The 14,249-nt window shown below is 56.3% G+C and carries 12 protein-coding genes; 7 read left to right on the top strand and 5 right to left on the bottom strand.

The window, feature by feature from the left end; genetic code table 11:
* Nucleotides 1-166 precede the first annotated feature (166 nt).
* The 3 genes from glnD (at nucleotide 167) to EGK14_RS10705 (ending at nucleotide 4,426) form a co-directional block, all read left to right on the top strand.
* Nucleotides 167-2,812 (top strand): bifunctional uridylyltransferase/uridylyl-removing protein GlnD, encoded by a 2,646-nt coding sequence (gene glnD / locus EGK14_RS10715; RefSeq protein WP_125289087.1) that lies wholly within the window; start codon nucleotides 167-169, stop codon nucleotides 2,810-2,812.
* A 91-nt stretch (nucleotides 2,813-2,903) separates the two neighbouring features.
* Nucleotides 2,904-3,728, top strand: a complete 825-nt coding sequence (dapD, locus tag EGK14_RS10710) for a 2,3,4,5-tetrahydropyridine-2,6-dicarboxylate N-succinyltransferase (protein ID WP_125289086.1) — start codon at nucleotides 2,904-2,906, stop codon at nucleotides 3,726-3,728.
* Between the two features lie 305 nt (nucleotides 3,729-4,033).
* The gene (locus EGK14_RS10705) at nucleotides 4,034-4,426 is read left to right on the top strand and encodes a DUF3461 family protein (RefSeq protein WP_125289085.1); all 393 of its coding nucleotides are present in this window, start codon (nucleotides 4,034-4,036) and stop codon (nucleotides 4,424-4,426) included.
* 92 nt (nucleotides 4,427-4,518) lie between these two features.
* Here the strand turns inward: EGK14_RS10705 and EGK14_RS10700 are convergent, their stop codons facing one another.
* The 3 genes from EGK14_RS10700 to dgt form a co-directional block, all read right to left on the bottom strand.
* Entirely contained in the window at nucleotides 4,519-5,676 is a 1,158-nt protein-coding gene (locus EGK14_RS10700; protein ID WP_125289084.1) for a CdaR family transcriptional regulator, read from the bottom strand.
* Between the two features lie 163 nt (nucleotides 5,677-5,839).
* Nucleotides 5,840-7,267 (bottom strand): serine endoprotease DegP, encoded by a 1,428-nt coding sequence (gene degP, locus EGK14_RS10695; RefSeq protein WP_125289083.1) that lies wholly within the window; start codon nucleotides 7,265-7,267, stop codon nucleotides 5,840-5,842.
* A gap of 145 nt (nucleotides 7,268-7,412) precedes the next feature.
* The gene (gene dgt, locus EGK14_RS10690) at nucleotides 7,413-8,927 is read right to left on the bottom strand and encodes a dGTPase (protein WP_125289082.1); all 1,515 of its coding nucleotides are present in this window, start codon (nucleotides 8,925-8,927) and stop codon (nucleotides 7,413-7,415) included.
* An 88-nt stretch (nucleotides 8,928-9,015) separates the two neighbouring features.
* On the opposite strand from dgt, the gene mtnN reads away from it, so the two are divergent.
* The 3 genes from mtnN (at nucleotide 9,016) to EGK14_RS10675 (ending at nucleotide 10,869) form a co-directional block, all read left to right on the top strand.
* Complete coding sequence (mtnN, locus tag EGK14_RS10685) at nucleotides 9,016-9,711, top strand: 5'-methylthioadenosine/S-adenosylhomocysteine nucleosidase (protein WP_125289081.1); 696 nt, start codon at nucleotides 9,016-9,018, stop codon at nucleotides 9,709-9,711.
* Nucleotides 9,704-10,477, top strand: coding sequence for a vitamin B12 ABC transporter substrate-binding protein BtuF (gene btuF / locus EGK14_RS10680; protein WP_125289080.1), 774 nt, complete (start codon nucleotides 9,704-9,706; stop codon nucleotides 10,475-10,477). The genes mtnN and btuF overlap by 8 nt, the downstream gene beginning before the upstream one ends.
* A gap of 137 nt (nucleotides 10,478-10,614) precedes the next feature.
* On the top strand, nucleotides 10,615-10,869 hold the full coding sequence (locus EGK14_RS10675) for a hypothetical protein (RefSeq protein ID WP_125289079.1): 255 nt from the start codon (nucleotides 10,615-10,617) through the stop codon (nucleotides 10,867-10,869).
* A gap of 35 nt (nucleotides 10,870-10,904) precedes the next feature.
* Here EGK14_RS10675 and erpA read toward each other — a convergent pair whose 3' ends face one another.
* Both erpA and clcA read right to left on the bottom strand, forming a co-directional pair.
* Nucleotides 10,905-11,249: an iron-sulfur cluster insertion protein ErpA gene (gene erpA, locus EGK14_RS10670; protein WP_125289078.1), complete on the bottom strand. Its 345-nt coding sequence runs from the start codon at nucleotides 11,247-11,249 to the stop codon at nucleotides 10,905-10,907.
* A gap of 78 nt (nucleotides 11,250-11,327) precedes the next feature.
* Nucleotides 11,328-12,761 (bottom strand): H(+)/Cl(-) exchange transporter ClcA, encoded by a 1,434-nt coding sequence (gene clcA / locus EGK14_RS10665; RefSeq protein WP_125289077.1) that lies wholly within the window; start codon nucleotides 12,759-12,761, stop codon nucleotides 11,328-11,330.
* 169 nt (nucleotides 12,762-12,930) lie between these two features.
* Here clcA and hemL point away from each other — a divergent pair, with 169 nt between their 5' ends.
* Complete coding sequence (gene hemL, locus EGK14_RS10660; protein ID WP_125289076.1) at nucleotides 12,931-14,214, top strand: glutamate-1-semialdehyde 2,1-aminomutase; 1,284 nt, start codon at nucleotides 12,931-12,933, stop codon at nucleotides 14,212-14,214.
* Nucleotides 14,215-14,249: the final 35 nt, after the last annotated feature.

Below are 14,249 nucleotides of genomic sequence, written 5' to 3'. Positions count from 1 at the left end.
GGCCACTCCCTCATCATTTAGCTTCACTCTTTTTATTACCGCTCTGCCAGCCAGCACGGCGGTAAAAATCCCATCCGCTATCTGCCAGTTTCTTTTGATCTCTGGTGCCGGTAAACGCTATTGTCACTGCTTGTCTTTGTGCGGCAGAGAATGCGGGAGCGCTGGCGTGAACACGATAATTAGAGATTACGGGCAGGCATATTCTCCTGCTGAATGGACAGATGCGGAGCTGACGCGCGATACGCTGAAGCAGCACCTTGATGACTTCCAGCAGCGGCTGGGCCAGGCCTTTGACGCCGGAGAAGCCGTTGAGCAGCTTATCGCCGCCCGCACGCTGTTTATCGATCGCCTGCTGCGTCGCCTGTGGCGCTTTTACGGTTTCCCGGAGCAGGAAGATATTGCGCTGGTTGCCGTGGGCGGCTACGGGCGGGCCGAGCTGCATCCTCTTTCCGATATTGATGTGTTGCTCCTGAGCCGGCGACCGCTTTCCGAAGAGGATGCCCAGCGCACCAGCGAGCTGCTGACGCTGATGTGGGATTTGAAGCTGGAAGTGGGCCACAGCGTGAGAACGCTGGAAGAGTGCCTGTTGGAAGGCCTGTCAGATCTTACCGTCGCGACCAATCTGATTGAATCACGTCTGCTGGTCGGCGACGTCGCGCTGTTTCTCGAACTGCAGAAAAACGTTTTCAGTGAAGGTTTCTGGCCTTCCGATCGCTTTTTCGCCGCCAAAATTACCGAGCAGCAGGAGCGCCACCAGCGCTATCACGGTACCAGTTATAACCTGGAGCCGGATATCAAAAGCAGTCCCGGCGGCCTACGCGATATCCATACGCTGCTGTGGGTGGCGCGCCGCCACTTTGGCGCCACGTCCCTGGATGAAATGGTCGGTTTTGGCTTCCTGACGCAGGCCGAGCGCAACGAGTTGAACGAGTGTCAGTCCCTGCTGTGGCGCATACGTTTCGCCCTGCATCTGACGCTTAGCCGCTACGATAATCGGCTGTTGTTCGATCGCCAGCTGAATGTGGCCCAGCGTCTGAACTATCAGGGCGAAGGCAACGAGCCGGTCGAGCGCATGATGAAAGATTTTTATCGCGTGACCGGTCGTATTGGCGAGCTGAACCAGATGCTGCTACAGCTGTTCGACGAGGCTATCCTGGCGCTGGGCGAGGATGAAAAACCGCGCGCCATTGACCATGAATTTCAGCTGCGCGGCACCTTAATCGATCTGATTGACGAAACGCTGTTCGCTCGCGACCCGGTCGCTATTATGCGTATGTTTTATACGATGGTGCGCACGCCAAATATTACCGGTATCTATTCCGCCACGCTGCGCCAGCTGCGCTTTGCCCGTCGCCATCTTCAGCAGCCGCTGTGCATGCTTCCCACAGCGCGCGAGCTGTTTCTGTCGATCCTGCGGCATCCGGGCGCGGTAAGCCGGGCGCTGGTGCCCATGCATCGTCACAGCGTGCTGTGGGCCTATATGCCACAGTGGGGGAATATTGTCGGCCAGATGCAGTTTGACCTGTTTCACGCCTATACCGTGGATGAGCATACTATTCGCGTCCTGCAAAAGCTGGAAAGCTTCGCCAATGAAGCGACTCGCCCACGTCACCCGCTCTGCGTAGAGATTTGGCCGCGTCTGCCGCAGCCGGAGCTGCTGCTGATGGCCGGGCTGTTTCACGATATCGCCAAAGGCCGCGGCGGCGATCACTCCGTGCTGGGCGCGCAGGACGCGCTGGAGTTTGCCGAGCTGCATGGGCTGAACTCGCGGGAAACCCAACTGGTCGCCTGGCTGGTACGCCACCATCTGCTGATGTCGGTGACCGCGCAGCGACGCGATATTCAGGATCCCACCGAGATCCAGCATTTCGCGGAGGTGATGCAGAACGAAAACCGGCTGCGCTATCTGGTTTGTCTGACCGTAGCGGATATCTGCGCGACCAACGAAACGCTGTGGAACAGCTGGAAGCAGAGCCTGCTGCGCGAGCTGTTTTTTGCCACAGAGAAACAGCTGCGGCGCGGAATGGAACACAGCCCTGACCTGCGCGAACGCGTTCGTCATCACCGTTTGCAGGCGTTGGCGCTGCTGCGTATGGACAATCTGGATGAGCAGGCGCTACGCGATATCTGGGCGCGTTGCCGGGCGGACTATTTCCTGCGCCACACGCCGAACCAGCTGGCCTGGCACGCTCGTCATTTGATGGAACACGATCTGTCAAAGCCGCTGGTGCTGCTCAGCCCTCAGGCGACACGCGGCGGCACGGAAATTTTTATCTGGAGCCCGGACCGCCCTTATCTGTTCGCTACCGTGGCGGGCGAGCTGGACAGACGCAATCTTAGCGTGCACGACGCGCAGATCTTTACCAGCCGCGACGGCATGGCGATGGATACCTTTATCGTGCTGGAGCCGGACGGCAGCCCGCTGGCGCCGGATCGACACGAGGCGATCCGCCAGGCGCTGGACCAGGCTATCGGGCAAACCAGCTTCCAGCCAGCCAGAGTCCGTCGCCAGTCGGCCAGGCTAAAACATTTTAGCGTGGATACCGAAGTGAAATTCTTACCGAGCCATACCGACAGACGCACCTATATGGAACTGATCGCACTGGATCAGCCTGGTCTGCTGGCACGGGTTGGGGAGATCTTCGCCGATCTGAACGTATCGCTGCACGGCGCGCGCATCAGCACCATCGGCGAGCGCGTCGAGGATCTGTTTATCCTGGCCAACAGCGATCGGCGCGCGCTCAGCCGCGAATTACGCCACGAGTTGCGACAACGGTTGACAGAGGCCCTTAATCCAAACGATAAAGTGTGACCAGGATTTACTTTTACCCCGCTTTCGGGCGCGCGGCCGATTAGCCACAGGCGCGTCCCGAAACATGATTTGACACAGGAAAGCTTAATTCATGCAACAGTTACAGAGTGTTATTGAGAGCGCCTTTGAGCGCCGCGCCGAGATTACCCCAGCCAATGCCGATACCGTTACGCGAGAAGCGGTTAATCAGGTTATCGCCCTGCTGGACAGCGGTGCGCTACGCGTGGCTGAGAAGATCGACGGCCAGTGGGTGACGCATCAGTGGCTGAAAAAGGCCGTGCTGCTCTCTTTCCGCATCAATGACAATCAGGTGATTGATGGCGCAGAAAGCCGTTATTACGATAAAGTCCCGATGAAATTTGCCGATTACGATGACGCTCGCTTTAAGAAAGAAGGCTTCCGCGTGGTGCCACCGGCTGCCGTTCGTCAGGGCGCTTTTATCGCACGCAATACCGTGCTGATGCCTTCTTATGTCAATATTGGCGCTTATGTTGATGAAGGCTCAATGGTGGACACCTGGGCGACCGTTGGCTCTTGTGCACAGATTGGTAAAAACGTGCACCTGTCCGGCGGCGTCGGTATCGGCGGCGTGCTGGAACCGCTGCAGGCTAACCCGACCATCATCGAAGACAATTGCTTTATTGGTGCGCGCTCTGAAATCGTGGAAGGCGTGATCGTTGAAGAAGGCGCGGTGATTTCTATGGGCGTCTATATCGGCCAGAGCACCAAAATCTACGACCGCGAAACCGGCGAAGTGCACTACGGCCGCGTGCCTGCCGGCTCCGTGGTGGTTTCCGGCAACCTGCCTTCCAAAGACGGCAGCTACAGCCTGTACTGCGCGGTTATCGTGAAAAAAGTAGATGCGAAAACCCGCGGCAAAGTCGGCATCAACGAACTGCTACGCACCATCGACTAATTCTCCTCCGGGCCGCGCTTTGCGGCCCGTCAGTATTTCTTTACACATCCGCCCTGAAAAGATGTTTTCCATAAAAAAATAAGTAATGCTATTGCGCAATAACCAGGCGATAATCCCGGCCAACAAGCGTACGGGCCTCCTTTTCAGATTTTCACATATACTCAGCTGAGCACGGGACGAGCAGGCCTGACAAACACAGGGAGCAACGTGCAGCCGCAGCGCGGCCGGTTAAAACCGCACCTTGCACCACAGAATATTTGTAAAGCGCAGCCGAATGACTATTCTCCCGCACAGGAAAAAATCTTATGTATGACAATCTGAAAGGTTTAGGTATCGCCAATCCCGACGACATCGATCGCTACAGCCTGCGTCAGGAAGCCAGTAACGACATTCTGAAAATCTACTTTCGCAAAGACAAAGGCGAGTTTTTCGCTAAAAGCGTGAAGTTTAAATATCCGCGCCAGCGCAAAACGGTGGTGGCCGATAACGTCAGCCAGGGATTTAAAGAGATCCAGGAGATCAGCCCTAACCTGCGTTACGTGATCGACGAGCTGGATCAGATCTGCCAGCGCGATCGGGTGGAAGTCGATCTGAAACGCAAAATCCTGGACGACCTGCGTCATCTGGAAGGCGTGGTGACCAACAAGATCGCTGAAATCGAGGCCGATCTGGAAAAACTGACGCGCAATAGCCGCTAAGCGCGTCGTTGCTACCTGTTCTGTCCCCGTTCTTCAATGCGTCAGAGCCTGACGCATTGGTCTCTCTTTTCTAAGCTTCTGCGGTCAACGCTTTAAGGCTCATCATCCAGCTGCAACGCCACGTAAAGCAGCAGCCTGTCGTCAAAACTGCTCAGGTTCAGCCCTGTCAGCTCGGAAATGCGGTTAAGGCGGTATTCCAGCGTATTCCGATGAATATAAAGCGCTTTTGCGGTAGCTGAAGGCTGCACGTTGTGGCTGAACCAGGCGATTAGGGTTCTTCTCAGCAGACCGTTATTGTCCATGGCCTTCAGCTTTGCCAGCGGCCGGGATAGCTCTCCGGCCTGCCAGCCGCCGCGCAGGCTGTCCAGCAGCACGGGCAACACCAGATCCTGATAGAAATAGCTACGTTCTTCCGGCATGCGCTGTTTGCCTACCAGCATGGTGGTGCGCGCGGTGCGATAAGAGCGGGCAATGCTGCCCGGCCCGGTAAAAAAGTTGCCCAGCGCTATGCGCATCCGCAGATGGCCGTTTTCCTTCATTCTGGACTGCAAAAGCGCCACTCGTTTACGGTGGTCTTCCGCGTCAAAGCGGCCATGCGAATTAAACGCGGGTTTCAACACCACCATCTCGGTCAGCGACACGATGGCGATTAAATTATCCCGCTCTGGCGTGGTGAGCAGCGTTTGCAGCTGCTGCAGTTCTGACATGGCGCTGTCCACGCCAAGCTGGCCACTGTCGACCTCTACCACCGCCACCACGCGCGGCTGATTAAGATCGATGCGTAACCGCTGCGCCCATTCGTTCAGCGCCGGAGAAAGCGTGTCGCTGCGAATAAGATTGAGCACCAGCTCTTCGCGCAGACGGCTGTCCTGCGCCAGCATATGCAGCAGTCGCGCCTGTTCCAGCATCATTTCTGCCGTCATGCAAACCAGCTCGCCATAGTGCCGCAGCGATTCCGGCTCGCCGGTCAGGCCGATAACGCCGACGATCTCGCCGTCGATACGCATAGGCAAATTAATACCGGGCCTCACGCCGTGAAGATGCCTTGCTACCGCTTCATCAATATCCACGATCCGTGCCTGAGACAGCGCCAACAGCGCGCCTTCGTGCATTTCTCCAATACGTTCCCGATCGCCGCTGCCGATGATCCGGCCACGTGCGTCCATCACGTTGACATTGCTGTCAATTATTTTCATGGTGCGGGCAACGATTTCCTGCGCAAGGCGGGCATCAAGATGATAGGTGGCCATCCGTCACTCCTGAAATGTCTCGTCAGGCCAGCATACCTGCAGGCTGGCGCCGCGACATCATGCAAATGCACTAGGCGTGATCCAGAGTGTAAAAATAAGCGGAAAGATGAAAATGCGTTGTTGGCAGGGATGCTGGCCTTGCGGGCCAGCATCCGGCAGGAAGTTACTGCATTAACAGGTAGATAGAGGCGTCGCCGCGCAGAATGTTCAGCGCCAGCACCGAGGGTTTGCCATCGAGGATTTTGCGCAGCTCACCCAGGTTTGCGACCGCCTGCTGGTTAACGCCCAAAATCACGTCGTCTTTCTTCAGGCCAATACGCGCCGCGGCGGAGCCCGCCTTAACGTCATTGACCTTCACGCCCTTCATGCCTTTTGCATCGTAGTTACTGAGATCGGCGCCCTCGATACCAACATAGATATTGCCGGAATCGACTTTAGCCTGCGAACTTTGCTGCAGCTCAACGTTGACCGTCATCGGTTTACCCTCGCGGATCAGCCCCAACGCCATTTTAGTGCCGACCGGCAGCGATCCGACCTGCGCGCGCAGCGCTGCAAAGCTGGAAATCTGCTTGCCGTTAATGGAAATCACCACGTCGCCCGCTTTTACGCCCGCCTTCGCCGCCGAAGAATTCGGCAGTACCTGGCTGACAAAGGCGCCGCGCTGCGCGTCCACCTTCATCGCTTTCGCCAGCTCTGAGTTCAGCTCGGTGCCCATGATCCCCAGCTCGCCGCGTTTCACCTGGCCATACTCTACCATCTGCGCCGTCAGGTTTTTCACCATATCGCTTGGAATAGCGAAGCCGATGCCGATGTTACCGCCGTCCGGTGCCAGAATGGCGGTGTTAATACCGATCAGCTCGCCGTTCAGATTTACCAGCGCCCCGCCGGAGTTGCCCCGGTTGATAGCCGCATCCGTCTGAATAAAGTTTTCATAGTTTTCCACGTTCAGGCCGCTGCGGCCCAGCGCGGAAACGATGCCGGAGGTAACGGTTTCGCCCAGCCCATAGGGGTTGCCAATCGCCACGGTATAGTCGCCGACGCGAAGGTTATCGGAATCCGCAATCTTGATCGCCGTAAGGTTCTTCGCATCTTTAAGCTGGATCAGCGCAATATCGGAACGCGGATCTTTGCCGATGACCTTCGCGTCGTACTTGCGGCCATCGCTCAGCTGCACCTGAATTTTCGTTGCGTTATCGACTACGTGGTTATTGGTGACGACATAGCCTTTCTCTGCGTTAATTACTACGCCTGAACCCAGCGCGCGGAATTTTTCCTGTTGGGTATCGGCCCCCCCCTGCTGACCGCCGCCCTGACACATTGGTGATCCCTGGAAAGGCGAACCATCCTGACAGAAAGGCGAGTTGCCGCCGAAGAACTGCTGGAACTGCTGAGGTAAACGCGGCGTGCGTACCGTTGTGCTTCCTTCAACGTTGATACTCACTACTGAAGGCATCACTTTTTCTAACATCGGCGCCAGGCTTGGCAGCTGCTGGCTGGAAGAGGAAGCCGTTTCTGCGGCCGTAGCGGTCAGCGGGCCCATGGCCATTCCCAGGCTCAGGGCCAGCGCGCTGGCTAAAAGTGTTTTTTTCATGCGTCTGATTCTCTTCTGTTCTGATAGGCGAAACGTGCAGCGGACGTGCTGGTAAGAGTCATTTTTTAACGCTAAGTTCATGTATAAGTTTCAGCGAAAAGTAAAAAAATATTCTCTGCCTTTACAAACCCGCCGGGAAAAACGCTTATTCCACTGCCATCAAACGACGATATTCGTCCCAGGCATAAAGATCGGTCATGCCGCTGACATAATCCTGCAGCAAACGCGCCCGATAATAACGCTCCCAGAGCAGACGTTCAAATCGCTGTTCGATCTTCAGGTTTTTCATGTGTACCGAATAAGCTTTTCGGTGTTTGCCGGATAATTTATGAAACAGCCGTGTTTCAATTGGGTAGTCTGGATGGAAATCCTCATTTATCAGCATGTTAAAATCCTGATAAGAAAGCTGTAATAAGGGCTTATAAATATCCAGCAGGCCTTTTATCACCCGATAACCCTGCAGCTCCAGCTGTTCGACTTCCGGATGATTAAATACGTGCTTTCTGGCAACTTTTTTAAACAGATTCAACAGCTGGTTTTCATCGCCGTCATCTTCCAGCAGCGAATGATTAAAACTTCCCTGCCAGATTGGCCCAATATTATCGACAAATCGTTTAACGGCGTGCTCGACCAATGCGGACTGTACTTTAACGCGAAGCTTCATAAAAAAGGTATCGCTTCGGCTGCGATAGCGCTCTTTACTTTGCGCTTCGGTGTAAGCAAAGCCGACAATCTTTACAAAGAGTTCGTCAGAGGTGACCTTTTTGTTTTTTCGCAGCAGCGTCCACTCGTCTTCTAAAAACTGATAAAGTTGGTCGACGCTGAAAATCGCTTTTTCAACGGCGTCGTCCAGGTCGGCAATACAATAAGAGATATCGTCGGCGGCTTCCATAATATAGGTCAGCGGAAAACGATGATATTGCTGAGTGTTGGTCGCCCTGAGCAGATCGGCAACGTACTTCTCTTCGGAAAGATAATAGCCTGGCTTTTTCATCAGCGTACTAAACTGCGGCGGTTTTTCGCCCTGAAACCAGGCCGGCGCCGTGTATTTTAAAATGCAGGCGACCTGTACATAGGAAAGATTAAGCTGAAGCAGCGTATGCACCAGGCGAATAGCCTGTGCGTTGCCCTCAAAATGGCAAAGATCCTGACGAAGGCGGGCATTCATGGCGAGGAATTTTTCGTTCTGCTCGCTGTCATCAACCCCGGCCTCCTGCGGCTCGGTCAGCAACCCGGGCAAATTCACACGGAACCAGTCGTTGATCGCCGCCTCGCCAAAATGGCCAAACGGTGGATTACCGACGTCATGCAGCAGGCAGGCCATTTCCACCAGGCTTTCAAAGGCGCCGGTTAAATCGGCCAGGCCGTACTTTTCCAGCCCGCCAGGCTGCTTGCGCAGTGCCTGAAGCACTTCTTTCACGATGTAGCGGCCGGTCTGCTGTACCTCCAGCGAATGCGTCAGCCGCGAGCGCACGGCGGCGTTTCGCTCCAGAGGAAAGACCTGCGTTTTTTGCTGAAGTCGCCGAATAGCCGCCGAATTAATAATACGCCCACGATCGCTTTCAAAATGGCGGGTAATATAATATTCGCCTTCGGGCTTTTCGCGGTTATTAAAGGGCCGCTCGAAACTGAATTTCGTCCTGAAATCTGTCGCTGTCATAATAGCCCGCCCTGATGAGTTAAACCTGCTAATCATGATAAACTATGCACTACATTGAACAACTTCCACAACAACAGCGAGCATTCCTATGAAAGCAGGCATTATTGGCGCGATGGAGCAGGAAGTTACCCTGCTGCGCGATAAAATTGAAAACCGCCAGACTATCGCGCTGGCCGGTTGCGAGATCTATACCGGCACGCTGAACGGCGTTGAGGTTGCCCTGCTGAAATCAGGTATTGGCAAAGTCTCTGCAGCAATGGGCACCACGCTGCTGCTGGAGCTGTGCAAACCGGATTTTGTGATCAATACCGGTTCCGCAGGCGGTCTGGCCTCCACGCTGAAAGTCGGCGATATCGTGGTATCCGACGAGGTGCGCTATCACGATGCCGACGTCACCGCTTTCGGCTACGAGCCGGGCCAGATGGCAGGCTGTCCGGCCGCCTTCGCGGCCGATGATAAACTGATTGCCGCGGCGGAAAGCTGCATTGCTAAGCTTGGCCTGAACGCCGTACGCGGCCTGGTCGTGAGCGGCGATGCCTTTATTAACGGTGCCGAACCGCTGGCGCGCATTCGTACCACTTTCCCGCAGGCCGTAGGCGTAGAGATGGAAGCGACGGCTATCGCTCACGTTTGTCACCAGTTCGGCACGCCGTTCGTAGTGGTACGAGCCATTTCCGACGTGGCCGACCAGGAGTCGCATCTGAGCTTTGACGAGTTTCTGACCGTTGCCGCCAGGCAGTCATCACTGCTGGTGGAAACGCTGCTGACCCATCTTCGTGGCTAAGCTTTTCACCTTATTGCTGCTGCTCTGTTACGGAGCGGCAGCCGCCGCGCCCCGCGTTATCACCCTTGCGCCAAACCTGACCGAACTGGCTTTTGCCGCAGGCATCACCCCTGTCGCCGTCAGCGCTTATTCCGACTTTCCCCCTGCTGCCGCCGCTATCGAACAGGTGGCGAACTGGCAGGGAATTAACGTTGAACGCATCATCAGCTTAAAGCCGGATGTGGTGCTCGCCTGGCGCGAAGGAAATCCACAGCGACAGGTCGATCAGCTGGCGGCCTTCGGTATTAAGGTGGTGTGGCTGGCACCAGCCACGATTGGCGAGATGATTGCCGCCGTGCGCGATCTTAAAATCTTCAGCCCACATCCGCAACAGGCTGACAGGCAGGCGGCGGCGCTACAGCAGCAGTGGGATGTCCTGAAAAAGCGTTATCAGCACGCACGCAAAGTGTCGGTATTTTTACAGTTTGGCCAGCGGCCGCTTTTCACCGCCTCGCGCAATACGCTGCAAAACGAAATTGTACAGCTGTGCGGCGGCGAAAACATCTTTGCCGACAGCCGCGTCGCCTGGCCTCAGGTCAGCCGCGAACAGGTTTTGATGCGGCATCCGCAGGCCATCGTGACCGGCGGTGATGCCGCCGCCGTCAGCGCCTTCTGGCGGCCGCAGCTCAATGCGCAGGTAATTGTAATAAATGATGACTGGCTCAGCCGGCCCGGCCCGCGCATTCTTCAGGCTGCACGGGCATTGTGCAGTCAATTGCAGCCCTGAGACGGCAGAACCCTGTACTAAAGTCGGTTAAAGTTCCAGCGAAGATGGTCGTTAACCTAATTACGAGGCGGCAAGGCTGTTATAAGCGCCGCCCGGCATTTCAGGGCTTTGCCCTTTTACACCAGGAAACTACAGCAATGAAAGCCGTTTATATGGCCTTAGGCCTGATGATGGCAGGTCAGGCGGCGGCTGCTTCCATTACCGGCAGCATTGGCGTCAGGCTGACCATTTACTCCCAATGTCACATTGACGGGCAGAGTACTATCACAGCAAGAACACCTGCAGTGGATTGCGGCCAACAAAGAGCCGCACAGCCGAAAGTCACGCAGACGGCCATTTCGTCTAACCGCGAAACGCGCCAGAAGTCGAAACTGGTCACTGTAGAATGGTAAGTCAAAACCCCGGCGGCAACGTCGGGGTTTTTTATTCAGATACTGAAAGAAGAACCGCAGCCGCAGGTGGTTTTGGCGTTCGGGTTAGTCACGATAAAACGCGAGCCTTCCAGTCCTTCGGTATAGTCCACCGAGCCGCCAACCAGATATTGCAGGCTCATAGGATCCACCACCAGCGCCACGCCCGATTTTTCAATCGTCATATCGCCATCGTTGACCTTATCGTCAAAGGTGAAGCCGTACTGGAAGCCGCTGCAACCGCCGCCGGTAATATAGACGCGCAGTTTCAGATCGGGATTCTCTTCATCTGAGATCAGGTTTTTAACTTTACTGGCCGCTGCTTCGGTAAACTGCAGGGGCAGAGCTACATCTTCACTCATTTCATACTCCATCAGGCACTCGGGCCGGTCAGAATTCGACCATTAATCGCACCATTATCTTACACACCAGTATAGCAATCAAGTATGCGCCTGTTTGTCGCTTGTGGTATTAGCAGCCGCTGCTACCGCGTCATCAGCCTGCTGCTGTTTTTCCAGCGTGCGCGCCAGCAGTGAGGAATACAGCGGTTTGCCGCCGAGAAACTGCGCCAGTAAGGTTGCCCCAAGGCAGGTGATAATCATCGGCAGAATAAGCTGATAATTATCGGTCATTTCCAGCACCAGCACGATGCCGGTAAGCGGCGCCCTGACCGAAGCGGCAAACAGTGCGCCCATGCCGGCAATAGCAAACGTCCCCACTTCCAGATGATAAGCAGGAAACAGCGAGGCGCTGGCCATGCCGAACGCGGTGCCCAGCAGCGTGCCCAGCGCCAGCATCGGGGCGAAAATGCCGCCCGGCGCGCCGGAACCAAAGCAGAGCAGTGTAGTCGCCATGCGCGCGATAAAAATAAACAGCAGCGTGCCCACGGTATACTGACCGGCCGCCGCGATGGGGATCAGCTCAAAGCCGCCGCCTGCCGCCTCCGGCTCGATGACGCCAAGCACGCCACAAAGACCGCCCAGCATGGCACCGATAATCAGAATTTTTTTCAGGTTGCCGCCGTGGAGGCGCTGAAACATATCCTGTGTTTTAAAAATCAGCGCGTTAAACGCCACGCCGACGATGCCGAAAATCATGCCCAGCAGCAGGTAGAGCCAGAGCGTGTTGACCGGCGAGTTGGAAAGTTTACCGACGGCGATCACCGCATGTTCGCCGTTGAAAATGCGGAACACGATGCTCGACATAATAACGCCGATAAACACGGCCTTGATAGAAATCACGCTGTAGCGAAACTGCAGGCGCATCTCTTCGATGATAAACAGAATGCCCGCCAGCGGCGCGTTAAACGCGGCTGAAAGCCCGGCAGCGGCGCCGGTAGCCAGCAAAGAGTGCCGGGCCTCGGCGCTTTTCATGCGGAAAATATCCAGCACCATGCGTCCGATGTTGCCGCCCAGCTGCACCGTCGGCCCTTCGCGTCCCAGCACCATGCCCGCGCCCAGTGTTCCCATGCCGCCGATAAATTTAACGGGGATTACCCGCCACCAGCGCACCGGCCTCAGCTCTTCCAGCGCGCCTTCGATTTCCGGAATGCCAGAGCCTGAGGCTTCCGGCGCAAAGCGGCGCACCAGATAGTACCCCACGACGGCCAGCAGCGCGGAAAGAATAAACGCCAGCGGAAACAGCAGGAGCCAGTGTTTTTCAACGTCTGCCAGCATTGCCAGCCGCCAGTGGCTGACCCTGTGCACCGCTTTTTCAAAGGCGACGCCTGCCAGGCCGGCCAGCAGGCCGACAATGCCTGCCATAATTAACACCACGATCGGCGTTTTATCGCGTCTTAATAGCAGGCGGAGAAAGTCGCCGCGTCGGGCTGGCACCACGTGTAACTGGTCGGACGAAGAGGTTATCTGCTGCATATTCCATTCGTATCAGCTCAGGCGAAGCTGATATTTTACTCATCCCGTCGCGGCTGTCGCCAGGAAAAGCTGATCCTTTCGTGTCAAAAGCGCCGGCGGCCTTTCAACCCGACCGTCTGTTCCCTTAGAATGGCGGGGTTTTTCTTAATGCATCCTCAGGAGCGGAACCATGAGTAAGTCTGAAAATCTGTATGCTCAGGCACAGCAAGTTATTCCCGGCGGCGTCAACTCGCCGGTACGCGCCTTCACCGGCGTTGGCGGCGTACCGCTCTTTATCGAACGCGCTAACGGCGCTTATCTTTACGACGCCGACGGCAAAGCCTATATCGACTATGTAGGCTCCTGGGGACCAATGGTGTTGGGCCACAACCATCCTGCCATCCGTAGCGCGGTTATCGAAGCCGTAGAGCGCGGCCTGAGCTTTGGCGCGCCGACCGAAATGGAAGTCAAAATGGCCGAGCTGGTGACCGAACTGGTGCCGACGATGGACATGGTGCGCATGGTGAACTCCGGCACCGAAGCAACGATGAGCGCCATTCGCCTGGCTCGCGGTTTTACCCATCGCGACAAAATTATCAAATTTGAAGGCTGTTACCACGGCCATGCCGACCACCTGCTGGTGAAAGCCGGTTCAGGCGCGCTGACTCTCGGCCAGCCGAATTCACCGGGCGTACCGGCCGATTTTGCTAAGCACACGCTGACCTGCACCTATAACGATCTGGATTCCGTGCGCGCCGCTTTTGAGCAGTATCCGCATGAAATCGCGTGCATCATCGTCGAGCCGGTCGCGGGCAATATGAACTGCATCCCGCCGCTGCCGGAGTTTTTGCCAGGCCTGCGCGCGCTCTGCGACGAATTTGGCGCGCTGCTGATTATCGACGAAGTGATGACTGGCTTCCGCGTAGCGTTGGCTGGCGCGCAGGCACATTACGGCGTGGTGCCGGATTTAACCTGCCTGGGCAAAATCATCGGCGGCGGGATGCCGGTTGGCGCATTTGGCGGTCGTCGCGAAGTGATGGAAGCGCTGGCACCGACGGGGCCGGTTTATCAGGCGGGCACCCTTTCCGGCAACCCGATTGCGATGGCCGCAGGTTTTGCCTGCCTGAGCGAGATCGCGAAGCCCGGCACGCACGCCACGCTGACCGACCTCACCACCCGGCTGGCAGAAGGCCTGCTGCAGGCGGCAGAAGAAACCAACGTTCCGCTGGTGGTTAACCACGTTGGCGGCATGTTTGGGCTGTTCTTTACCGCAGCCGACCAGGTCACCAGCTATCAGGACGTAACCCGGTGCGACGTGGAGCGCTTTAAGAAATTCTTCCACCTGATGCTTGAAGAAGGCGTTTACCTCGCCCCTTCCGCTTTTGAAGCGGGCTTTATGTCGCTGGCGCACAGCCAGGAAGATATTCAGCGCACGGTAGACGCCGCACGCCGCAGCTTCGCTAAGCTGGCGTAACGGTAGTCGGGCAGCGCACCAGGCGCTGCCCTTTC

This window comes from Erwinia sp. 198 (genome assembly GCF_003937915.1).
In the GTDB taxonomy this organism is placed as follows: domain Bacteria; phylum Pseudomonadota; class Gammaproteobacteria; order Enterobacterales; family Enterobacteriaceae; genus Erwinia; species Erwinia aeris.
This window is presented reverse-complemented; position numbering and strand designations above follow the sequence as displayed.